The organism is Mycobacterium paraseoulense, assembly GCF_010731655.1.
Taxonomy (GTDB): Bacteria; Actinomycetota; Actinomycetes; order Mycobacteriales; family Mycobacteriaceae; genus Mycobacterium; species Mycobacterium paraseoulense.
Map to the genome: position 1 here is coordinate 3,581,641 of NZ_AP022619.1, position 20,963 is coordinate 3,602,603.

Annotated in this window: 23 protein-coding genes; 3 read left to right on the forward strand and 20 right to left on the reverse strand. The window is 68.9% G+C overall.

The features are described 5' to 3' along the window. Positions 1 to 29: 29 nt before the first annotated feature. From G6N51_RS16665 to G6N51_RS16675, 3 genes are all read right to left on the reverse strand, one after another. Positions 30 to 509, reverse strand: a complete 480-nt coding sequence (locus tag G6N51_RS16665; RefSeq protein WP_083174448.1) for an NADH-quinone oxidoreductase subunit B family protein — start codon at positions 507 to 509, stop codon at positions 30 to 32. A gap of 5 nt (positions 510 to 514) precedes the next feature. Next, positions 515 to 850, reverse strand: coding sequence for a lsr2/espR transcriptional regulator (locus G6N51_RS16670; RefSeq protein WP_083174445.1), 336 nt, complete (start codon positions 848 to 850; stop codon positions 515 to 517). A gap of 101 nt (positions 851 to 951) precedes the next feature. Beyond that, entirely contained in the window at positions 952 to 1,722 is a 771-nt protein-coding gene (locus tag G6N51_RS16675; protein ID WP_083174442.1) for an alpha/beta fold hydrolase, read from the reverse strand. Positions 1,723 to 1,786: 64 nt separating this feature from the next. On the opposite strand from G6N51_RS16675, the gene mhuD reads away from it, so the two are divergent. The 3 genes from mhuD to G6N51_RS16690 all read left to right on the forward strand — a co-directional run bounded on the left by mhuD (position 1,787) and on the right by G6N51_RS16690 (position 4,121). Then, positions 1,787 to 2,107, forward strand: coding sequence for a mycobilin-forming heme oxygenase MhuD (gene mhuD / locus G6N51_RS16680; protein ID WP_068052933.1), 321 nt, complete (start codon positions 1,787 to 1,789; stop codon positions 2,105 to 2,107). Next, complete coding sequence (locus tag G6N51_RS16685; RefSeq protein ID WP_083174440.1) at positions 2,082 to 3,446, forward strand: serine hydrolase; 1,365 nt, start codon at positions 2,082 to 2,084, stop codon at positions 3,444 to 3,446. Before mhuD ends, G6N51_RS16685 begins: the two co-directional genes overlap by 26 nt. 234 nt (positions 3,447 to 3,680) lie before the next feature. After that, the gene (locus G6N51_RS16690) at positions 3,681 to 4,121 is read left to right on the forward strand and encodes a pyridoxamine 5'-phosphate oxidase family protein (protein WP_083174437.1); all 441 of its coding nucleotides are present in this window, start codon (positions 3,681 to 3,683) and stop codon (positions 4,119 to 4,121) included. Positions 4,122 to 4,135: 14 nt separating this feature from the next. Here G6N51_RS16690 and G6N51_RS16695 read toward each other — a convergent pair whose 3' ends face one another. From G6N51_RS16695 to ftsH, 17 genes are all read right to left on the reverse strand, one after another. Then, positions 4,136 to 4,684, reverse strand: a complete 549-nt coding sequence (locus G6N51_RS16695; RefSeq protein ID WP_083174434.1) for a histidine phosphatase family protein — start codon at positions 4,682 to 4,684, stop codon at positions 4,136 to 4,138. Next, entirely contained in the window at positions 4,681 to 5,472 is a 792-nt protein-coding gene (locus G6N51_RS16700) for a CbtA family protein (RefSeq protein WP_083174431.1), read from the reverse strand. The genes G6N51_RS16695 and G6N51_RS16700 overlap by 4 nt, the downstream gene beginning before the upstream one ends. A gap of 4 nt (positions 5,473 to 5,476) precedes the next feature. Then, positions 5,477 to 5,692 carry a CbtB domain-containing protein gene (locus G6N51_RS16705; RefSeq protein WP_083174428.1) on the reverse strand — a complete coding sequence of 72 codons (216 nt, stop codon included), beginning with the start codon at positions 5,690 to 5,692 and terminating at the stop codon, positions 5,477 to 5,479. Positions 5,693 to 5,906: 214 nt separating this feature from the next. Continuing rightward, positions 5,907 to 8,441: an ATP-dependent protease ATP-binding subunit ClpC gene (gene clpC1 / locus G6N51_RS16710; RefSeq protein WP_083174425.1), complete on the reverse strand. Its 2,535-nt coding sequence runs from the start codon at positions 8,439 to 8,441 to the stop codon at positions 5,907 to 5,909. Positions 8,442 to 8,755: 314 nt separating this feature from the next. Continuing rightward, positions 8,756 to 9,094 (reverse strand): histone-like nucleoid-structuring protein Lsr2, encoded by a 339-nt coding sequence (lsr2, locus tag G6N51_RS16715; RefSeq protein ID WP_003875617.1) that lies wholly within the window; start codon positions 9,092 to 9,094, stop codon positions 8,756 to 8,758. Positions 9,095 to 9,218: 124 nt separating this feature from the next. Beyond that, positions 9,219 to 10,730, reverse strand: a complete 1,512-nt coding sequence (gene lysS / locus G6N51_RS16720) for a lysine--tRNA ligase (RefSeq protein ID WP_083174422.1) — start codon at positions 10,728 to 10,730, stop codon at positions 9,219 to 9,221. Between the two features lie 48 nt (positions 10,731 to 10,778). Continuing rightward, positions 10,779 to 11,594 (reverse strand): type III pantothenate kinase, encoded by an 816-nt coding sequence (locus G6N51_RS16725; RefSeq protein WP_083174419.1) that lies wholly within the window; start codon positions 11,592 to 11,594, stop codon positions 10,779 to 10,781. A 2-nt stretch (positions 11,595 to 11,596) separates the two neighbouring features. Further along, a complete protein-coding gene (gene panD, locus G6N51_RS16730) occupies positions 11,597 to 12,016 on the reverse strand; it encodes an aspartate 1-decarboxylase (protein WP_083174417.1) in 420 nt (139 codons plus the stop codon). Continuing rightward, positions 12,016 to 12,963 carry a pantoate--beta-alanine ligase gene (gene panC, locus G6N51_RS16735; protein WP_083174414.1) on the reverse strand — a complete coding sequence of 316 codons (948 nt, stop codon included), beginning with the start codon at positions 12,961 to 12,963 and terminating at the stop codon, positions 12,016 to 12,018. Before panC ends, panD begins: the two co-directional genes overlap by 1 nt. Next, positions 12,960 to 13,871, reverse strand: a complete 912-nt coding sequence (locus G6N51_RS16740) for a Rossmann-like and DUF2520 domain-containing protein (protein ID WP_083174411.1) — start codon at positions 13,869 to 13,871, stop codon at positions 12,960 to 12,962. The genes panC and G6N51_RS16740 overlap by 4 nt, the downstream gene beginning before the upstream one ends. Positions 13,872 to 13,986: 115 nt before the next feature. After that, positions 13,987 to 15,408 carry a DUF6779 domain-containing protein gene (locus G6N51_RS16745; protein ID WP_163750730.1) on the reverse strand — a complete coding sequence of 474 codons (1,422 nt, stop codon included), beginning with the start codon at positions 15,406 to 15,408 and terminating at the stop codon, positions 13,987 to 13,989. Positions 15,409 to 15,494: 86 nt separating this feature from the next. After that, positions 15,495 to 15,971, reverse strand: a complete 477-nt coding sequence (locus G6N51_RS16750) for a DUF3180 domain-containing protein (protein WP_083176176.1) — start codon at positions 15,969 to 15,971, stop codon at positions 15,495 to 15,497. Next, positions 15,971 to 16,519 carry a 2-amino-4-hydroxy-6-hydroxymethyldihydropteridine diphosphokinase gene (gene folK / locus G6N51_RS16755; RefSeq protein ID WP_083176178.1) on the reverse strand — a complete coding sequence of 183 codons (549 nt, stop codon included), beginning with the start codon at positions 16,517 to 16,519 and terminating at the stop codon, positions 15,971 to 15,973. Before folK ends, G6N51_RS16750 begins: the two co-directional genes overlap by 1 nt. Continuing rightward, complete coding sequence (gene folB, locus G6N51_RS16760; RefSeq protein ID WP_083176180.1) at positions 16,516 to 16,917, reverse strand: dihydroneopterin aldolase; 402 nt, start codon at positions 16,915 to 16,917, stop codon at positions 16,516 to 16,518. The genes folK and folB overlap by 4 nt, the downstream gene beginning before the upstream one ends. Then, complete coding sequence (gene folP, locus G6N51_RS16765) at positions 16,910 to 17,743, reverse strand: dihydropteroate synthase (protein WP_083176182.1); 834 nt, start codon at positions 17,741 to 17,743, stop codon at positions 16,910 to 16,912. The genes folB and folP overlap by 8 nt, the downstream gene beginning before the upstream one ends. A gap of 18 nt (positions 17,744 to 17,761) precedes the next feature. After that, positions 17,762 to 18,376, reverse strand: a complete 615-nt coding sequence (folE, locus tag G6N51_RS16770) for a GTP cyclohydrolase I FolE (RefSeq protein WP_083176215.1) — start codon at positions 18,374 to 18,376, stop codon at positions 17,762 to 17,764. 14 nt (positions 18,377 to 18,390) lie between these two features. Then, positions 18,391 to 20,778, reverse strand: coding sequence for an ATP-dependent zinc metalloprotease FtsH (gene ftsH, locus G6N51_RS16775; RefSeq protein WP_083176184.1), 2,388 nt, complete (start codon positions 20,776 to 20,778; stop codon positions 18,391 to 18,393). Positions 20,779 to 20,963: the final 185 nt, after the last annotated feature.

The window sequence follows — 20,963 nt, forward strand, 5'->3', positions numbered from 1 at the left end:
GGGCACCGCGCCGGTCACCAAGGTTGCGGTCACTTGCCGGTCACCGACCGCAGAGCCGCGACGATCTGGCTCGGCGCCGGCGGGCACCCCGGGATTTCCACGTCCACGGGCACCAGGTCGCCGACCGCGCCCGCCACGCCGTAGGCGCCGGTGAAGACGCCTTGGTTGATGGCGCAGTCCCCGCAGGCGATCACCCGACGCGGCAGCGGCGTGGCCTCGATCGTGGCGCGCAGCGGGCCGGCCATGTTGTGTGTCACCACACCGGTCACCAGCAGCGCGTCGGCATGGCGGGGCGAGGCCACCAGGCGGGCACCGAACCGCTCGGCGTCATAGACCGGCCCGAACGCTCCCGCGATCTCCACCTCACAGCCATTGCACGACCCGGCGTCGACGTGCCGGATCTGAAGCGAACCACGCACTCCCGCGGGCGGTTTGGCTATTGGACCCGGGGCGGGCGGTGCGGGTTCGGCGATCCGACCGACCCTGAAGGCTTTGCTGACCCAGCCCATGCGCGCTACTCCGCACCGCCGGCGCGCAGGCCTTCCAGCATCGCCACGCGGTCGTTGAGCACCCCGGTGAGGACCTTGCGCGCCACCATCAGCAGTTCTGCGATGTCCGGTGAGGCGATCGAGTAGATCATCGTGTTGCCGTCCCGCAGCGCGTCCACCACGCCGGCTCGGCGCATGACGCCGAGCTGCTGGGACAAGTTCGAGGCTTCGAGCCCGACCTCCGGCAGCAATTCGGCGACCGACTTGTCGCCCGACACCAGCAGCTCCAGGATCCTGATCCGCGCGGGATGCCCCAGCGTCTTGAAGAACTCCGCCTTGAGCTTGTACAGCGGCTCGGTCACGCTCCGGCTCCTAAAGACTACAAACTTCCTACATGTGAACGATTGAAGAATTTATCATACGTTGCTCGGCCGTCCACATCGGGGCGTCGGTCATCCGGCGCTCAGTCGCGCGCGGGCAACGCCGCCAAGAAGGACTCGACCGCCTCGCGGTAGGCCCGCGGCGCCTCGTCGTGAATCAGATGCCCGGCGTCCGGAACATGCAAATATGTTGCGGCAAAGCTTGTTTCGGCCATCTGCCGCATCTGTCCCGGCGGCGTGACGGAGTTGCCGGCCTCGATGAGCAGCGCCGGGGCGCGCACCGCCCGCCACTGCTCCCAGAAGTCGCGGGTGCCCCATTCAGCGGCGATCTCGATCCACCGCGCGGTGTGACCGTGCAGGCGCCAACCGGTGGCGGTCCGGTCGAAGGCCTCCAGGAAGTACCGCCCCGCGACGGGCCCGAACTCCTCGATGACCCGCTCGGCGGAGTCGAACTCGAGCGGAAGGGCGTGCAGCCACGGCTCCCAGGGACCGGTGGTGCGGCCGCGAAAGTCCGGGGCCATGTCCTCGAGAACCAGCGCGGACACCAGTTCGGGACGCTGCGCGGCCAGGCACCACGCGTGCAGGGCGCCCATCGAATGACCGACGAGCGTGACCGGCGCCTGCAGCGTGCGCACCGCATCCGCCAGGTCGGACACGAACCGTTCGGTGCTGATCGGGTGCGGGTCGTCGACGCCGCGGCCCCGATGCCACAGGGCGTCGAAGGTGTACACGACGCCCAGCCGGGTCAGCCACGGCAGCTGCCGCGACCACGTGGTGCCCCGCCCCATCAGGCCGTGCACCAGCACCAACGGTTCTCCTCGCCCCCCGCGGCAAGTCAGCAGATCACTGGGCATGTCACCATCCTGCGCGCCCCCGCCCTGCGGTCGGACAGGCCCGGCGAAGGGGTAGCCTAGCCGCATGCCGCCAGTGGTGAAGATCAACGCAATCGAAGTACCCGCCGACGCCGGCCCGGAACTGGAGAAGCGGTTCGCACACCGGGCCCACGCGGTCGACAATCAGCCCGGCTTTCTCGGGTTTCAGCTGCTCCGCCCGATCAAGGGCGAGAACCGCTACTTCGTGGTGACGCAGTGGGAGTCCGAGGAGGCCTTTCAGGCCTGGGCGCAGGGGCCTGCCATCGCGGCCCACGCCGGTGAGCGGGCAAACCCGGTGGCGACCGGGGCCTCGCTGCTGGAATTCGAGGTTGTGATGGACGTTGCCGGCAGCAAGCAGGCTGGCTAGCGGGGTCCCGGCCCGGCGCCGCGCGGTGGCGTTGAGCGCCGCCGCCGCACTGGTCGTCACGTTCGCGCCCGGTTGCGCTTCCTCCCCCTCACCGCAGGCGAACGCGGCCAATCCCGGCCGCCAGATCGACGTCCGCACGCCGCCGGGCATCCGTGCCCAGCAGACGCTGGACATGCTCAACTCGGACTGGCCCATCGGCCCGGTCGGCGTCGGCACGCTGGCCGCGCCGGACATGGTCAAACCGGTGGAGACCACCATGGAGGCACTCTGGTGGGACCGTCCGTTCACCCTCGACGGCGTGGATCTGGGCGCCAGCGTGGCCACCTTGCACCTGACGTCGTCCTACGGGGCGCGACAAGACATCCGCATCCACACCGACGACGGCGGCTGGGTCGACCGGTTCGACCTCGAGACGCAGCCGCCGAAGATCAACTCGTGGCACGACATCGATGCGGTGTTGAGCAAGACCGGCGCCCGCTACTCCTACCAGGTCGCCAAAGTCGACAACGGCCACTGCGACCCGATCGCGGGCACCAACACCGGTGAATCCTTGCCGCTGGCATCGATTTTCAAGTTGTACGTCCTGCATGCGCTGGCCGGCGCCATCCGGGACGGGACGGTGTCCTGGGACGACCAGCTGACGGTCACCGACAAGAGCCGGGCGGTCGGCTCGTCCGGTCTGGCATTGCCGGCCGGAGCCCATGTCTCGGTTCGGACCGCCGCCGAGAAGATGATCGCGACGAGCGACAACATGGCGACCGACCTGCTGATCGGGAAGCTGGGCACTCACGCCATCGAGGAAGCGCTCGCCACCGCGGGCCACCACGACCCGGCCAGCATGACGCCGTTCCCGACGATGTACGAGCTGTTCTCGGTCGGCTGGGGTAAGCCGGACCTGCGCGAGCAGTGGCAGCACGGGTCACCGCAAGTCCGCGCCCAGCTGTTGGCGCAGGCGAATTCGACGCCCTACGAACCGGATCCGACCCGCGCCCACACGCCCGCGTCGTCCTATGGCGCGGAGTGGTACGGCAATGCCGAGGACATCTGCCGGATTCACGCGGCCCTGCAGGCCGACGCCGTCGGCAGGGCCGCACCGGTCGAACAGATCCTCTCCGCGGTGTCGGGCATCCAGCTGGACCGCGACGTCTGGCCCTACATCGGCGCGAAAGCCGGTGGCCTGCCGGGGGATCTGACCTTCAGCTGGTACGCCGTCGACAAGACCCGGCAACCGTACGTGGTCAGCTTCCAGCTCAACTGGCCGCGCGACCACGGCCCGACCGTGACGAGCTGGATGCTGCAGGTCGCCAAGCAGGCCTTCGCGCTCATCGCACCGCGCTAGCGCCCGAGTGACGCACACCACATTCCACGCGGGACTTTTGGCCCTTCCCGACGGGTGCGCCGCCAGGCGAGACTGCATGACTGCCACAGTCGGGGTCCGGACGAAGAGAGGTAGCACGGCTTTGTATGTGCAGATGGGCCGTGGTCGGCGGCAATTGAAAATGGCTGCGCCTCATGACGTCCTCGACCGCACCGCTCACCCATCTGGTGGCGCGCAACGAGCGGAGACCGCCGAATGACAGCGTTGACTCCGCCCCGCGAGGTGATCCAAATCGATGACCGCGAGGCGATGCGGTTGCTGGCCAGCGTCGACCATGGTCGGGTGGTGTTCAATGACCGGGCGCTGCCCGCGATCCGCCTGGTGAACCATGTCGTCGACGACGGGCGCATCATCGTGCGGACCCGCCTGGCGGCCAAGGTGTCCACCGTGGTGCGGTCGGGCGCCGACGCCGGTGTGGTGGTGGCCTATGAGGTCGACTGCCTCGACCCCGAGCGGCGGGCCGGCTGGACCGTCGCGGTGACCGGGTGGGCGACCACGATCACCGACCCCCGGCAACTCGCGCGCTACGAACAACTCTTACACCCGTGGGTCAACATGACCATGGACACCATGATCGCGATCCAGCCGGAATTCATCACCGGCGTCCGCATCGTCGACGACACCGGCGGAAAATAGCCGCCCCGGTCGGTTCAGAGGCGCAGCGACCAGCGACCGTCGCGGAGGTGCAGTCCGGTGTGACTCATCGGCGCGACGTCGATGCGCCAGAACGACTTCCGGGGTGCTCCCAGGGCATGCACGATCGCGGCCCGGGTCACCGCGGGGTGCGTCACCGCCACCGCGGGCACGGCGCTTTCGGCCAGCAAATCCAGCCAGCGAGCCACCCGCTGGATCAGTTCGGTGATGGACTCGCCGCCGTGCGGGGCCCGGGTGGGATCGGCCAGCCAGGCCGTCACGTCGCCGGGGGGCACGTCGCGCAGCCTCTTCCCCCGCCAGCGGCCGCAATTCAGGTCCGCCAGCAGCGGGTCGACCGTGGCGTCCAATCCGAGTAACTCCGCCGTCTGCTGGGCCCGCCGCTCGGGTGCGGTGAAACGCTTTGCACCCAAGCATGTTTCGCCACTGAAGGCTTCGGCCTGTCGACGGCCCATGTCGTTGAGGGGCTCGTCGCCGGGGAAACGCGCGGCCGCCACGGCGTCGGTCATCGCGTGCGATACCAGGGTCAGCCGGACGACCCGCGTCACGCCGCGATGCTCGATGCCCGCCCGTCCCCGGTGCGCTCCCCGAGCAGGCGCCCGGCGAGCGTCGCGAACACCACGCCGATGGTCACCCACAACACCAGCTGCGCCGCCAGGGCCAGCAGCCTGAAGTCGTAGAGGACGTCGGCGGGAAAGCCCGGGTACATGATCGACCCCGAGGCGTCGCGCAGCGGTTCGGGTGTCTCGTCCACGCCCGGCAGCAGCACCATCATCAGGGCAACGGCGGCGACGTATGCGCCCGCCGCGAGCAGCCGCCCGTTCCACGCGCCGAACCGGCCCGTCAGCAAGCGCGCCAGCCACACCGCGGCGGAGGCCAGCACCACCGACGCCAGCACCATCACCAGATACCAGCCGGTGCGCGCGCCGATGGTGTCCGCCTGGCCGACCGCCGGCGGATCCGGCGGATACTTCACGAACGGCACCAGGTAGACCGCGACGAATGCACCCCCCGCGAGCAGCAGCGAAAGTTCCCGCGCCCCAACGCTTGTCACGCGCGAGGCAACGACACAGAACAGCACGGCGAACAACGCGCCCATCGCGACGCCGAAGATGAGCACACCGAAGCCCAACCCCGCGGTCGACTGCACCCCGCGGCTGAACAACTCGGCGCCGTGCTCGTGCACGCCATGGGCGTTCTCGGCGTCGGCTCGTCCGTGCTCGAAAGCGATCGCGCGACCGATCACCGGCTCGGCGCACAGTCGGGCGACGACGAACGCCGGCACCGCTCCGATTGCACCGGCCAGCAGGCCGCGTCCGATCAGACGCTTCTCCACGCGATCAGTGGCAGGGGAAGCCGAGCAGATGACGCGCGTCGTGCACGAACTCGTGCACGTGCGAATCGCTGCCGAACAGCGACACGGCGCCCTGGTCGATGCCGACGAAATAGAGCGCCAACAGCGCCAGGAAGGTGGTTGCCGCCAACCAGACCGCGGCGTGGGCCGCCGAGAGGTCAACCGATTTGGTCCGGGCGACGATGAGCTGACGATTGGACACAGCCGACTCCTTCCGGGGATTGCGCGTCCCCGCTGGGGATGACGAGTTTCGGGTCTGACTGTGGACAGTGGCGCGACCGTTCTGGAGTTTCACCAGATTCCGTGACTCGTCGATAGCAACCGTCAGTGTAAACCCCGGCGCAAACACGGCACCGACACAGACGAAAAACGGGCGGTCGGTCCCGTTCGACCAACCGCCCGTTTTCCGTGAATCGCTACGGCGTTTCGGGGGCCGCGTGCGCCCCGGCCTTCGCCAGGTCCGGCTCGGCCGGCGGCTTGCGGGCCCCGGTGAAGGTGAACACCGCGTCCTCGCCGGCGCTCTCGCCGTCCCAGTTGTCCACGTCGACCGTGACGATCTGTCCCGGTCCGACCTCCTCGAAGAGGATCTTCTCCGACAGCTGGTCCTCGATCTCGCGCTGGATGGTGCGCCGCAACGGGCGGGCACCCAGCACCGGGTCGAAGCCGCGCTTGGCCAGCAAGGCCTTGGCCTTGTCGGTCAGCTCCATGGCCATGTCCTTGGCCTTGAGCTGCTTGCCGACGCGCTCGATCATCAGGTCGACCATCCGGATGATCTCGTCGCGCGTCAGCTGGTGGAAGACGATGATGTCGTCGATGCGGTTGAGGAACTCCGGGCGGAAGTGCTTCTTCAGCTCGTCGTTGACCTTCTGCTTCATCCGCTCGTAGTTGTTCTCACCGCCACCCTGGGTGAAGCCCAGGCCGACCGGCTTCGAGATGTCCGACGTACCGAGGTTCGAGGTGAAGATCAGCACGGTGTTCTTGAAGTCCACCGTGCGTCCCTGGCCGTCGGTGAGCCGGCCGTCCTCGAGAACCTGCAACAGGCTGTTGTAGATCTCCTGGTGGGCCTTCTCGATCTCGTCGAACAGCACCACCGAGAACGGCTTGCGCCGAACCTTCTCGGTGAGCTGGCCGCCCTCTTCGTAGCCGACGTATCCGGGCGGGGCGCCGAAGAGCCGCGACGCGGTGAATCGGTCGTGGAACTCGCCCATGTCGATCTGGATGAGCGCGTCGTCGTCGCCGAACAGGAAGTTGGCCAGCGCCTTGGACAGCTCCGTCTTACCGACACCGGACGGGCCGGCGAAGATGAACGAACCCGACGGGCGCTTGGGGTCCTTCAACCCGGCGCGGGTGCGGCGGATCGCCTTGGAGACGGCCTTGACGGCGTCCTCCTGGCCGATGATCCGCTTGTGCAACTCGTCCTCCATGCGCAGCAAGCGCGTGGTCTCGGCCTCGGTCAGCTTGAACACGGGGATACCGGTCCAGTTGCCCAACACCTCGGCGATCTGCTCGTCGTCGACCTCGGCAACCACATCCAGATCTCCTGAGCGCCATTGCTTTTCGCGCTCGGCCCGCTGGGCGACCAGCTGCTTCTCGCGGTCGCGCAGGCTCGCGGCCTTCTCGAAGTCCTGTGCGTCGATCGCGGACTCCTTCTCCCGACGCGCGTCCGCGATCTTCTCGTCGAACTCGCGCAGGTCTGGCGGGGCGGTCATCCGGCGGATCCGCATCCGGGCGCCCGCCTCGTCGATCAGGTCGATCGCCTTGTCCGGCAGGAACCGGTCGTTGATGTAGCGGTCGGCCAGGGTGGCGGCGGCCACCAGCGCCGCATCGGAGATCGACACCCGGTGGTGCGCCTCGTAGCGGTCCCGCAGCCCCTTGAGGATCTCGATGGTGTGCTCCACCGTCGGCTCCCCCACCTGCACCGGCTGGAAGCGGCGCTCCAGGGCGGCGTCCTTCTCGATGTACTTGCGGTACTCGTCGAGCGTGGTGGCGCCGATGGTCTGCAGCTCGCCGCGGGCCAGCTTGGGCTTGAGGATGGACGCGGCGTCGATCGCGCCCTCGGCGGCACCGGCGCCCACGAGCGTGTGCAGCTCGTCGATGAACAGGATGATGTCGCCGCGGGTGTTGATCTCCTTGAGCACCTTCTTCAGCCGCTCCTCGAAGTCACCGCGGTAGCGCGAACCGGCGACCAGAGAGCCGAGGTCCAGCGTGTAGAGCTGCTTGTCCTTCAGCGTCTCCGGCACCTGGCCGTGCACGATGGCCTGCGCCAGGCCCTCGACGACGGCGGTCTTGCCGACGCCGGGCTCACCGATCAGCACCGGGTTGTTCTTGGTCCGCCGGGAGAGCACCTGCATGACGCGCTCGATTTCCTTCTCACGGCCGATGACCGGATCGAGCTTGCCCTCCATCGCGGCGGCCGTCAGGTTGCGCCCGAACTGGTCGAGCACCAACGAGGTTGACGGGCTGCCCGATTCGCCGCCGCGCCCGCCGGTGCCGGCCTCCGCGGCCTCCTTGCCCTGGTAGCCGCTCAGCAGCTGGATGACCTGCTGGCGCACCCGGGTCAGCTCGGCGCCCAGCTTGACCAGCACCTGGGCGGCCACGCCCTCACCCTCGCGGATGAGGCCGAGCAGGATGTGCTCGGTGCCGATGTAGTTGTGGCCCAGCTGCAGCGCCTCACGCAGGCTCAGTTCGAGAACCTTCTTGGCGCGCGGCGTGAACGGGATGTGGCCCGACGGGGCCTGCTGGCCCTGGCCGATGATCTCCTCGACCTGGCTGCGAACGCCCTCCAGCGAGATGCCCAGCGACTCCAGCGACTTCGCCGCGACGCCCTCACCCTCGTGGATCAGACCCAACAGGATGTGCTCGGTGCCGATGTAGTTGTGGTTGAGCATCCGGGCCTCTTCCTGCGCCAGGACGACGACCCTGCGGGCACGGTCCGTAAATCGTTCAAACATCGGTGGTTACCTGCTCTCCCTCACCATCGGTACTGGCCCCTTAGCGGCCCACCGGCCCCAGTTGGGACCGGAATCGCATACCTGCCATCCACTGTAATGGTCGGCCTGCCAGGGGGCATAACCTTGCGGTTCCCTGCTGCTGAAGACCCGCGGGCCCGTTTCGGGCGATCTCCCTGTGATCACAGCGCCGTAACTCGACCAACGTGGCCGAGCGCCAATTCGTTTCCCTTATCTACCGACGAGGCTTTCGCCGCGAGCGAAACGGCAAACCGGCGCCTGGGCCGTTGCAGCCCGGGCGCCGGTTTCCGGGTTTGTCAGGTCGCCGCGTGGAACGCGTCGATGACGTCGGCGGGGATACGGCCACGCGTCGACACGTTGTGGCCGTTTCGGCGGGCCCATTCGCGAATCGCCGCGCTCTGTTCGCGGTCGATCGCGCCGCGGCCGCGGCCTGAGCCGGAACGCCCGCGTCGCCGTCCGCCGACCCGGCGACCGGCTTCCACCCACTGCTTCAGGTCGTTGCGAAGTTTCGCGGCATTCTTGGACGAAAGGTCAATCTCATACGTCACCCCGTCGAGCCCGAATTCGACCGTTTCATCGGCTGCGCCGGCACCGTCGAAATCATCGACCAGGGTGACGGTCACTTTTTTCGCCATTAGCTTATCCTCGCATTTCGTCCTGAGCAGTTGCCGAGCAGATTGGGTGTGCCTCCCCGGGTCACCAATCTGCCATAACAACGCAGCATACTCAATCCGACCGCATGGCGCACAGTTGCTCTTTTCAACTGGAGTGCGGCCGAACAATCGGGAACAAAACTGTCTCCCGAATTGACAGTCCGGTCAAAGTCATCAACAACCGATCGATACCCATTCCCGTTCCGGTGCACGGCGGCATCGCATACTCGAGCGCGGCGAGAAAGTCTTCGTCGAGCACCATGGCCTCGTCGTCGCCGGCCGCGGCGGCGCGGGCTTGCGCGGCGAATCTCTCCCGCTGCACGACGGGGTCGTTCAATTCGGAGTACCCGGTGGCCAGTTCGACCCCCCGGATGTAGAGGTCCCACTTCTCGGTCACGCCGGGGATGCTTCGGTGCTGACGTGTCAAAGGCGTTGTCTCAACCGGAAAGTCCCGGACGAACGTGGGCGCGGTCAGCGCGTTGCCCACCGTGTGCTCCCAGAGTTCCTCGACCAGCTTTCCATGCCCGTAACCGCGATCGCGGGGGATCTCCACCCCGAGCCGATCCGCGATGGCCCACAGGCGCTCGACCGGGGTCTGCGGTGTGATCTCCTCACCGAGCGCCGCCGACAGCGACGGGTACATTTGAATCGAGGCCCATTCTCCGTCTATGTCGTAGACACTCCCGTCGGGCAGCGGCAGTTGTCGGGTTCCGATCGCCTCATCGGCGACCTCTTGAATAAGCTCGCGTGTGACGACTGCCGAATCGTCATAGGTTCCGTACGCCTGGTAGGTCTCCAGCATGGAGAATTCCGGAGAATGCGTGGAATCCGCGCCCTCGTTTCGGAACACTCGATTTACTTCGAAGACCTTGTCGAATCCGCCGACCACGCAGCGCTTGAGGAACAGTTCCGGGGCGATCCGCAGGTACAGATCGATGTCGAGCGCATTGGAATGTGTGACGAACGGTCGTGCCGCCGCGCCGCCCGCGAGCGTCTGCAACATCGGCGTTTCGACTTCGGAAAACCCGCGCCGCTCGAGTGCGTTGCGGATCGCGCGGACGACGGCGATTCGCTGCCGCGCCACCGTGCGGGCCTGGGGACGGACGATGAGGTCGACGTAGCGCTGGCGCACCCGCGCCTCTTCGCTCATCTCCTTGTGGGCCACCGGCAGCGGTCGCAGGGACTTGGCCGCCATCTGCCAGGAATCGGCGAGGACCGACAATTCGCCGCGGCGTGAGCTGATCACGTTGCCGTGCACGTAGACGATGTCGCCGAGGTCGACGTCGGCCTTCCACGCGTCCAGCGACTCGCGGCCCACCTTGTCCAGGCTGATCATCACCTGTAGGGCGGTGCCGTCGCCCTCCTGCAGGGTGGCGAAGCACAGTTTCCCGGAGTTGCGGGCGAATATGACCCGGCCGGCGATGCCGACGACGTCGTCGGTCGCGGTGTCGACCGGCAGGTCGGGATGCTCGGCGCGGACCTGCGCCAGGGTGTGGGTGCGTTCGATGGCGACCGGATAGGGTTCGCGACCCTCCGCCAGCAAGCGAGCGCGCTTGTCCCGGCGGATGCGGAACTGCTCGGGCAGGTCTGCTGCTGCATCCTCACTGGCGTCACTCACGACGTGCCAGCTTAAATGACCGGGCTTTGCGCGTGCGTGGACGCCGGTTCAGCGCGCGGTCTTGAGCCGACCGCGCTGGGCTTCGCGATTGCGTTCGAAGACCAGCCGCAGTCCCTGCAGGGTCAAATGCTGGTCGTAATGGCTGGCCGTGTGCAGCTCCGGCAGTAGCAGCGGTGCCGCATGGCCCGTCGCCACCACCGCCACGTCGTCACCGGCGAAGCCCTCCACGTCCTCGCGGACGCGTCCGACCAGGCCGTCGACCAGGCCGGCGAAGCCGAACACCGCGCCGGATTGCATGCATTCGACGGTGTTCTTACCCACCACCGAACGGGGGCGGGACAGTTCCACGCGGCGCAGCGCGGCGGAGCGGGCCGCGGCGGCGTCCGAGGAGACCTGCACGCCCGGCGCGATCGCGCCGCCGAGGAACTCGCCCTTGGCCGACACGACGTCCACGCAGATCGAGGAGCCGAAGTCGATGACGATGGCGGCGCTTTGGTAGCGATGGAATGCGGCCAGGCAGTTGACGATTCGGTCGGCACCGACTTCTTTCGGATTGTCGACCAGCAGCGGGATGCCGGTGCGCACACCGGGCTCGATCAGCACGTGCGGCACCGACGGCCAGTACTGGTCGAGCATGATCCGCACCTCGTGCAGCACCGACGGGACGGTGGACAGCGCCGCGGCGCCGGTGAGCCGCTCGGAGTCCTCCCCGATCAGGCCGTCGATGGTCAGGGCCAGCTCGTCGGCGGTGACCTCGGGCTCGGTCCGGATCCGCCAGTGCTGCACGACCTTTGCGTGCTCCTTGGACCCGGAGATCAGCCCCACGACGGTGTGGGTGTTGCGAACGTCGATGGCGAGCAGCACGGCTACCGCGCGACGATTCGGGGATCCAACAGCTCGGCGGCGTCTGCGGGCACGAAGGCCGGATCGTCACCCAGGTCGATCGGCTTGTTGTCGGCGTCGACGAACACGATCCGTGGCCGGTAGGAGCGCGCCTCGGCGTCTTCCATGGTCCCGTAGGCGATCAGGATCACCAGATCGCCCGGGTGCACGAGATGGGCTGCCGCGCCGTTGATTCCGATCACGCCGCTGCCGCGCTCCCCGGTGATCGCGTAGGTGACCAGGCGGGCACCGTTGTCGATGTCGACGATGGTCACCTGCTCGCCCTCGAGCAGGTCCGCAGCGTCCATCAGGTCGGCGTCGATGGTCACCGAGCCCACGTAGTGCAGGTCAGCCTGCGTAACGGTCGCGCGGTGGATCTTCGACTTGAGCATCGTCCGTAGCATCAATTCCTCCAAGATGATTCACGGGTGTGCCGATATCCGTCCGGCCCCACGGGTGCCGGCGAAGTCTTTTCTGTTCCGAGTTCAATGGCGATGTTGTCCAGCAGCCTGGTACGGCCGAGCCGCACGGCGACGAGCAACCGGCCGGTTCTGTCGGCCTGCAGCGGGCCCAGGTCCGCATCACGCAGCTCGAGGTAGTCGACCGTGAGACCGGGCACCGCCTCGAGCACCGCGCGCGCCGCGTCCAACGCGGCCTGTGGCCCGGCGTCGGCGGCGTGCGCCGCCGCGGTCAGCGCCGACGACACCGCCACGGCCGCCTCGCGCTGCACCGGATCGAGGTAGCGGTTGCGTGACGACATGGCCAGCCCGTCGGCTTCGCGGACGGTGGGCACGCCGACCACCGCGACGTCGATGTTCAGGTCGGCAACCATCTGCCGGATCAGCACCAATTGCTGATAGTCCTTCTCGCCGAAGAACACTCGGTCGGGCCGCACGATCTGCAACAGCTTGCAGACCACGGTCAGCACACCGGCGAAGTGGGTCGGGCGCGGGCCACCCTCGAGGTCGGCGGCCAGCGGGCCGGGCTGCACGGTGGTGCGCAGGCCGTCGGGATACATCGCCGCAGCCGTTGGCGCGAATACGATTTCGACACCTTCGCCGCGCAGCAGCGCCAGGTCGTGGTCCAGGGTCCGCGGATAGGCGTCGAGGTCTTCTCCGGCGCCGAACTGGAGGGGGTTGACGAAGATCGACACCGCCACCACCGCCCCGGGCACCCGCTTGGCGGCGCGGACCAGGGTGAGGTGGCCGTCGTGCAGCGCGCCCATGGTGGGGACCAGCATCACCCGGCGGCCGGTGTGACGCAGCGCGCGGCAGACGTCCGTCACGTCGCGCGGGCGCGAGTACAGGTTGAGTTCGCCGGCCGTGAACGCGGGCGGCCTGCCCGGTGTCATCCCGCCAGCACCCGGACGACGTCGGCGGGAGCGTGGGCGCGCCGGGCGGTCCGCAGGGCGTTCACCCGGTACGCCTGCCCCAGCTCCGGATCGACCTGATTCAGCGCGGCCAGGTGCCCGGCGATCGCGGCCGCGTCACCGCGCGCGACCGGGCCGGTCAGCGCGGCCTGCCCGCGTTGCAGGGTGTTCTCCAGCGCCGCCCGGGCCAGCGGCCCGACGATGCGTTCGGCGATGCCGCCGGGGGAGTCGTCGACGGATTCTTGCCCGAGCAGTTCGCTGCCGCGCAGCGCGGCCCGCAACGCCTCCAGCGCGTCGGCGACCACCGTCACCAGATGGTTGCCGGCGTGCGCCAGGGCGGCGTGGTAGAGCACCCGCGATTCCTCGCGCACGCAGAACGGCTCTCCGCCCATTTCCAGGACGAGCGACTGTCCGATCGCATACCCCACCTCGTCGGCCGCGGTGATGCCGAAGCAGGTGTCGGGCAGCCTGCTGATGTCCTCATCGGAGCCGGTGAACGTCATCGCCGGGTGAATGGCCAGCGGTACGCAACCGTCCCGGGTCAGCGGCGCGAGAATGCCGACGCCGTTGGCGCCGGAGGTGTGGGCGACGATCGTGCCCGGCCGCACCGACGACGTCGCGGCCAACCCGGACACCAAGCCGGCGAGTTCGCTGTCGGGGACGGCCAGCAGCAGCAGCTCGGCGCCGGCGGCGACGTCCGGCGGCGCGACCACCGGGGTGTCGGGTAGCCAGCGCTGCGCCCGCTGTCGGGAGGCGTGGGAAATGGCGCTGCACGCGACGACCACGTGGTCGGCGCGCTCCAGTGCGACACCGAGCGCGGTGCCCACCCGGCCGGCCGAGATGATTCCCACCTTCAGCCTGGCCGGGCGCAAACCGTCGAACTGCACCATCGCAGACGACCTCACAGATTTCTTCGTTCGTTCCGGTCCCACCCCGTGGGTACCGTTCGGTCACTAAAACTGTAGTCGATTACCCGGCGGCGCCCAATGTGAGGAAGCTCCCAGCTCAGCCGTCGCGTCGACGACGGCGGCCCCCCTCGGACGGCTGGACCTGCAGGCGCGCCAGCAGGTCGGCAACCGACTGGCCGCCGGTTTGGGAGCCCTCGAGGCTTTGGCGGTGGCCGTCCGCGCCCTCCGCCAGCGGGTCCGCCCCGCCGTGCCGGGGCGCGTGCTCCGGCGGTGGCGGCGGGGCCAGCCGCGGTGGTGGCGCCTCGGCGGCCGGGTGCGGTGAATGGGGTGGCGGCGGTGGCGGGGGCGTGGCCGCGGCGGGCGCCGGGGGCGTCGGCGCGAACGGGCGCTCGTTCGGCGGCTCGAATGGGTGCTCGTTCGGGGGCTCGCTCGTGGGCGCGAACCTACGCACACCGTAGTCGCGGTACTCCGCCGAGTGGCGCGAGCGTGCGCGGCGACCGGACTCGTCGTACGGCGGTGGGGTCGCCGGCTCGACGGACGGGGCGGCCCAGGCCTCGTCCGGTTCGGAGTGGCGGGCGCGCCGGCGCCGGCCGGGCGTTTCGTCGGCCGGTGCCCCGGAGGGCTCGGAGCCGGCCCAGTGGCTGCCCGGCGTACCGGGCGGCAGCCATAGTCCGGACGAACCCACCGGCTGCCAACCCTGCGGCTGCGGCTGGTGCTGGGGCTCCGGCGCCGGCGGTGGGGGCGGTTGGCGAACAGGCTCGAATCGCGGATCCGGCAGCGGCGGCGCGGCGCTGTACGACGGCTCGGACTGGGCCGGCGGCGCCGGCTCCGGCGGCGCTTCGTACTGGTAACGCGGCCGCTCCCGGCGCGGCTGCCGGGGCGGCAGCAGCGGCTCCTCGGGCACATCGATGATCGCCGTCTCGTCGGGGCGGCCCGTCGGGATGTCCTGGGGTACGGAGGTCACCCGGTCGCTGGCGACCCAGTCGTAGGGCGCGTCGCGCGGGGTCTCCCCGTTGCGGTCCCACTCGCTGTAGGCGCGTTCGGGCGGCGCCTCGGTCTCCGGTGTCTCCAGGGCGGGGCGCTGGGCGAGATCGGTGTCGAACAGGATTTCCAGGCTGGTGCGCAACGCGCTCAGCTCCGCGCGCAGCTCGGCCAGGTCGTCGGCGGCTTGAGCGCGCAGCTCGGAAGCGAGCTCTCGGCGCAGCTGGGACTCCACTGTCAGCTCGTACTCGCGCCGGGCCGAGATTTCCCGATCCAGCTGCAGGTCGTACACCAGCTTCAGGTCGCGGACGCGGGACTGGTCCGCGTCGCTCTGGCGGCGGTACAGCACCGACACGAAGGCGCCGGCGACTGCGGCCCACAGCGCCAGGATTACAGCGAGCTTGAGGAGTTCCACCCGATTGGTGAAAACCAGCGCGGAGCTGGCCCCCATGGCGAGGACCAGCAACGCGGTCAAGAGCACCCACCCCGGCCTGCGGCCGCCGCGCCGGACCCTGGCGCCGCGGGACAGAACGGTCATGGCCTGACTGTACCTGCGCGAGGTCAATCCGCGTGTCGCCCTCCTTCGGCGATTCTCACGCGGGTTGTCGGCCGGTCGGGGGTGGGCTAGTTTTCCGCGCCCTCCCCGTGCTCGGTCTGATCCGGCGGGGACTTGCAGCAATGTTGCAGCCACAGCGCGGCTACGACGAGCGCCAGCGCGCTGACGGCGGCGACCACGGTCCCACTGGTGTCCTCGGCGGCCGCCCGCAGCCAGGACCGCCGCGGCAGGAAGTACACCAGCACGCCGACCCACCAGCCCAGCATCAGCGCGCCCACCCAGGCCGACGCCTTCGCGATCACCAGGGTGCGCGCCACCGCCAAGGGGTGCAGCCAGCCGGGCCCGACGCCGATTTCGCCCTCGTTGATCTTGGCCCGCACGTATCGCGCCCACAGCGCTTCGGCGACGGCGACCGCGAGCAGCGACAGGCCCGTCCACACCGTGATGGGCGGAAACCACCGGTATAGCCCGGTGACCAGCAGGTAGCCCACCACCGCAGCGCCGACCACCGCGGCCGTCAGGTCACGTTTCCTGGTCGGTCCCATCAGGCTTCCGGCTCCCGATCGGCCCGCGACCCGCCCGCCCGCTCGAGCGTCAGGCCGGTCAATCGGACGCTTTCCCGGTCGGCCGGGTCCAGTTCGGCGAGCAGGCTCGCGACGGGTTGCGGGCCCTCGGCGACGGTCAGCCGGGCTTCGGGGTCGATGGCAAGCCACGGGATCATGACGAACGCCCGCAAATGGGCGAGCGGGTGCGGCAGCGTCAGGTTGTTCTCGCGCGAGATCACCTCCTCCTCGCCGTAACACGCGATCAGGTCGACGTCGAGGGTGCGCGGGCCCCACCGCTCGCCGCGGACCCGGCCGGCCGCCCGCTCGAATTCCTGCGCCCGGCGCAGCCAGCCCTGCCCGTCGCAGGCCGGGTCGTTCGCGATCAGCACCGCGTTGAGAAACGGCGCCTGGTCGACCCGGCCCCACGGGTCGGTCTCGTACACCGGCGACACCGCGAGCACCGTCTCGCCCAGGCCGTCGACGACCGACTGCAACCGCGCGAGACGGTCGCCCAGGTTGGATCCGATGGACAGCACCACCCAAGTCATAGGCGCCGCTCCGCCGGGACGACCGAACCGCGGCCGCCGCGCCGCGACCGCCGCACCACCACCGCGACGTCGGCGAACTGCAGCGGGATCGGGGCCTGCGGCTTGTGCACCACCACCTCGACGGCGTGCACTCGTTCGTCGTGCATCACCCGGTCGGCGATCTCGCCGCCCACCGCTTCGATCAGGTTCCGCGGCGGCCCGGCCACGACGTCGGCCGCCAGCTGGGCCAGGGCGGCATAGTCGTAGGTGTCCGACAACTCGTCGCTGGCGGCGGCGTCGGCGAGATCGATCCACACGGTGATGTCGACGACGAACTCCTGCCCGTCGGCGCGCTCGTGCTGGAAAACTCCGTGTCGCCCACGAATCGTCAACCCCCGCAATTCGATTCGATCAGCCATCGTTTCCAGCCAGGTCGGTCTCCTCCGTTTCGGGTCGCGCCCAGGCTCCCACGACTTTGAGGGCGTCGGCCGTGGCCCGCACGTCGTGCACGCGGACGCCCCATGCCCCGTAGAGCGCCGCCAGCGCGGATATCACCGCGGTCGCCGTCTCGCGGCCGTCGGGCGGACGCGGCGAGCCATCCGGCCCGGTTAACAACGTACCGAGGAACCGTTTCCGCGACGCGCCCAGGAGCACCGGGATTCCGGTGGCGACCAACTGCGGCAACGCGCGCAGCAGCGCCCAATTGTGCTGCGCGGTCTTGGCGAACCCGAGGCCCGGATCGATCACCAGCTTGGCGGGGTCGACGCCCGCGGCGACGGCGGCGTCGACGCTGGCAAGTAGCTCGGCGCGCACTTCGGCGACCACGTCGTCGTAGTGGGGGGCCGCATGCGGGCGGTCGGACGACACCGACCGCCAATGCATCAACACCCAGGGCAGGCCGGCGTCGGCCATCAGTGGCGCCATCGCCGGGTCGGCGCGCCCGCCCGACACGTCGTTGACGATGCGCGCGCCGTTCTGCATCGCCGCTTGTGCGACATCCGCGTGCATGGTGTCGATACTTACCGTGATCCCCTCCGCCACAAGCTCTTTGACCACGGGAATCACTCGCGACGTCTCAACCCGGGAATCGATCCGCGTGGCACCGGGCCGGGTCGACTCCCCACCGACGTCGACGATGTCCGCGCCGTCGGCGACCAGCGCCAGTCCATGCGCCACCGCGTTGCCGGTATCGAGATAGCGGCCGCCATCGGAGAACGAGTCGTCAGTGACGTTCAGGACTCCCATAACCCGCACGGGTGCGACTCACTTACGCAGGATGAGGTCGAGCGCCTCGGCCCGGGAAGCGGCGTTGGTCTTGAACTGTCCGCGCACCGCCGAGGTGGTGGTGACCGCGCCCGGCTTGCGGACGCCGCGCATGGCCATGCACAGGTGCTCGGCCTCGATCACGACGATCACTCCGCGCGGGTCGAGTTTGTTCATCAGGGCGTCGGCGATCTGGCTGGTGAGCCGTTCCTGCACCTGCGGCCGCTTGGCGTACAGGTCGACCAATCGCGCGATCTTCGACAGCCCGGTCACCCTGCCGTCGTTGCCCGGGATGTAGCCGACGTGGGCCACGCCGTGAAACGACACCAGATGGTGTTCACACGTGGAGTACAGCGGGATTTCCTTAACGAGCACCAGTTCGTCGTGGTCTTCGTCGAACATCGTGTTCAGCACGCTGTCGGGGTCCGTGTAGAGCCCGGCGAAGATTTCCCGGTAGGCACGGGCCACTCGAGCCGGCGTGTCGCGCAGGCCGTGCCGGTCCGGGTCCTCGCCGATGGCGTGCAGCAACTCGCGCACCGCGGCCTCGGCACGCGCCTGGTCGAACACCCGAATCGAGGGGGAGGCGGTGTCCGGCCCCACACCTGTTACGGACATCGATCCTCCGTTCGTCACCCGTGCGCCGGTGGGTTGGACCGGCTCACGTCGTCGTCCTGCTGCTCAGGCGACTTGCCGACCGGGTCCGGCAGACCCGGCGGCGGGTAGGGCGGATACGGCGGGTAGGGGGTTTGTGCCGGGCCCTGCTGTCCCTGGTGACCCGGATGGCGGGGCTGGCCCGGATAACCCGGGGAGTGCCCCGCGGGCTGCGGCCAATAGGGCTGTTGCGGGGCCTGCGGCGGCGGATACCAGTAATTGGGCTGCTGGTCCTGCGGGGGCCATCCCGGCGCATGCCAGCCCGCCGGAGCCCCGTAGTCGGGCTGGGTGGGCCCGTGCGGCACTCCTGGACGATGGCCGGCCGCTTGAGAGCCGTTGCCGCCGTTGTTCTTCCGCTCGGCGTCCGCTCCCGCAGCCGCCGCGGCCTGGCTGGCCCGCGCGATGGCCGCCTTGAATGCCGGTTCGGGAACGGGTGGTGGCCACGGCTCGCCGCGCTCCATCGCCAGCTCGCCGGGCGTCTTGATCGGCGGCTTGTCCGACGGGATGCGGCCACCGAAATCGTCGAACACGGTGAGCCGGGGCCGCTTTTCGACGTCGGCGAAGATGCCCTCCAGCTCGGCCCGGTGCAGCGTCTCCTTTTCCAGGAGCTCGCCGGCCAGTGTGTCGAGCACGTCGCGGTATTCGGTGAGGATCTCCCACGCCTCGGTGTGGGCCGCCTCGATCAGCTTGCGGATCTCGTCGTCGATGTCGCGGGCGACCTCGTGGGAGTAGTCGGCCTGCGTCCCCATGGTGCGGCCCAGGAACGGGTCGCCGTGTTCGGTGCCGTACTTGACCGCGCCCAGCTTGGAACTCATCCCGAATTCGGTGACCATCGCGCGGGCCACCTTGGTGGCCTGCTCGATGTCGGACACCGCGCCCGTCGTCGGCTCCCGGAACACCAGTTCCTCGGCGGCGCGTCCGCCCATCGCGAACACCAGTTGCGCGATCATCTCCGAGCGGGTCCGCAGACCCTTGTCCTCCTCGGGCACCGCGACCGCGTGGCCGCCGGTCCGACCGCGCGCCAGGATCGTCACCTTGTAAATCGGCTCGATGTCCGGCATCGCCCACGCCGCCAGGGTGTGGCCGCCCTCGTGGTAGGCGGTGATCTTCTTTTCCTGCTCGCTGATGATGCGGCCCTTGCGGCGCGGCCCGCCGATCACCCGGTCCACCGCCTCTTCGAGCGCGGCGCTGGTGATGACGGTGCCGTTCTCCCGGGCGGTCAGCAGCGCCGCCTCGTTGATGACGTTGGCCAGGTCGGCGCCGGTCATGCCGACGGTGCGCTTGGCCAGCCCGGCGAGGTCGGCGTCGGGGCCGATCGGCTTGCCCTTGGAGTGCACTTCGAGCACCGCTTTGCGGCCCGCCAGATCCGGGTTGGACACCGGGATCTGCCGGTCGAAGCGGCCGGGCCGCAGCAGCGCGGGGTCCAGGATGTCGGGCCGGTTGGTGGCCGCGATGAGGATGACGCCGGCGCGCGGGTCGAAGCCGTCCATCTCGACCAGCAGCTGGTTCAGCGTCTGCTCGCGTTCGTCGTGGCCGCCGCCCAGGCCGGCACCGCGCTGTCGGCCCACCGCGTCGATCTCGTCGACGAAGATGATGCAGGGGTTGTTCTGTTTGGCCTGCTCGAACAGGTCGCGCACGCGCGACGCGCCCACACCGACGAACATCTCGACGAAGTCGGAGCCGGAGATGGTGAAGAAGGGGACCCCGGCTTCCCCCGCCACGGCGCGGGCCAGCAGCGTCTTACCGGTCCCGGGTGGGCCGTAGAGCAGCACCCCCTTGGGGATCTTGGCGCCCAGGGCCTGATAGCGGCCGGGGTTCTGCAGGAAGTCCTTGATCTCGTAGAGCTCTTCGACCGCCTCGTCCACGCCCGCAACGTCGGCGAACGTCGTCTTGGGCATGTCCTTATTGAGCAGCTTGGCGCGTGATTTGCCGAACCCGAAGCCCATTCGGGCGCCACCCTGCATGCGGGAGAACATCACGAACAGGCCCACCAGCAACAGCAGCGGAAGCACGTACACCAGCAGCTCGCCCAGGATGCTGCCCTGGTTGACGACCGTGCTGACCTTCGCGTTCTTCGCGCTCAGCGCGTTGAACAGGTCGACCGCGTACCCGCTCGGGTATTTGGTGATGACCTTGTCGGAGTTGTCGGTGTCGCCGTTGCCCTTTTTCAGGGTCAACCGCAGCTGCTGCTCGCGATCGTCGATCTGCGCGCTCTTGACGTTGTCGCCGTTGATCTGCGCCACCGCCACCGACGTGTCGACGGGCTTATAGCCGCGGGTGTCGTCGCTGAAGTAGAAGAACGACCAACCGAGCAGCACCACGACGGCAATCGCCGTGATGGTGCGGATAACGTTTTTCCGGTTCATCAATCATCGGCCGTGCCGGCCAGGTCCTTCCCCGATATTCACGCAGCTCGAAAAGTCCAGGTTACCGCTCGTGGCTACCGCCAGCCCCGGCAGAGCCGGGGCGCTGGGGGCACCGCCCGCTTGCGGGGGCCGGGTCCACCTTGTCTTTGGATAAAACGGCCCTTTGCATATAACTGCATATAACG

What these genes read in the sequence shown, in the direction of transcription:
- G6N51_RS16665 (WP_083174448.1), bottom strand. Translation starts at nt 509, where the DNA reads ATGGGCTGGGTCAGCAAAGCCTTCAGGGTCGGTCGGATCGCCGAACCC.
- G6N51_RS16675 (WP_083174442.1), bottom strand. Translation starts at nt 1,722, where the DNA reads ATGCCCAGTGATCTGCTGACTTGCCGCGGGGGGCGAGGAGAACCGTTG.
- mhuD (WP_068052933.1), top strand. Translation starts at nt 1,787, where the DNA reads ATGCCGCCAGTGGTGAAGATCAACGCAATCGAAGTACCCGCCGACGCC.
- G6N51_RS16690 (WP_083174437.1), top strand. Translation starts at nt 3,681, where the DNA reads ATGACAGCGTTGACTCCGCCCCGCGAGGTGATCCAAATCGATGACCGC.
- clpC1 (WP_083174425.1), bottom strand. Translation starts at nt 8,441, where the DNA reads ATGTTTGAACGATTTACGGACCGTGCCCGCAGGGTCGTCGTCCTGGCG.
- lsr2 (WP_003875617.1), bottom strand. Translation starts at nt 9,094, where the DNA reads ATGGCGAAAAAAGTGACCGTCACCCTGGTCGATGATTTCGACGGTGCC.
- panD (WP_083174417.1), bottom strand. Translation starts at nt 12,016, where the DNA reads ATGCTACGGACGATGCTCAAGTCGAAGATCCACCGCGCGACCGTTACG.
- panC (WP_083174414.1), bottom strand. Translation starts at nt 12,963, where the DNA reads ATGACACCGGGCAGGCCGCCCGCGTTCACGGCCGGCGAACTCAACCTG.
- G6N51_RS16740 (WP_083174411.1), bottom strand. Translation starts at nt 13,871, where the DNA reads ATGGTGCAGTTCGACGGTTTGCGCCCGGCCAGGCTGAAGGTGGGAATC.
- G6N51_RS16745 (WP_163750730.1), bottom strand. Translation starts at nt 15,408, where the DNA reads ATGACCGTTCTGTCCCGCGGCGCCAGGGTCCGGCGCGGCGGCCGCAGG.
- G6N51_RS16750 (WP_083176176.1), bottom strand. Translation starts at nt 15,971, where the DNA reads ATGGGACCGACCAGGAAACGTGACCTGACGGCCGCGGTGGTCGGCGCT.
- folK (WP_083176178.1), bottom strand. Translation starts at nt 16,519, where the DNA reads ATGACTTGGGTGGTGCTGTCCATCGGATCCAACCTGGGCGACCGTCTC.
- folB (WP_083176180.1), bottom strand. Translation starts at nt 16,917, where the DNA reads ATGGCTGATCGAATCGAATTGCGGGGGTTGACGATTCGTGGGCGACAC.
- folP (WP_083176182.1), bottom strand. Translation starts at nt 17,743, where the DNA reads ATGGGAGTCCTGAACGTCACTGACGACTCGTTCTCCGATGGCGGCCGC.
- folE (WP_083176215.1), bottom strand. Translation starts at nt 18,376, where the DNA reads ATGTCCGTAACAGGTGTGGGGCCGGACACCGCCTCCCCCTCGATTCGG.
- ftsH (WP_083176184.1), bottom strand. Translation starts at nt 20,778, where the DNA reads ATGAACCGGAAAAACGTTATCCGCACCATCACGGCGATTGCCGTCGTG.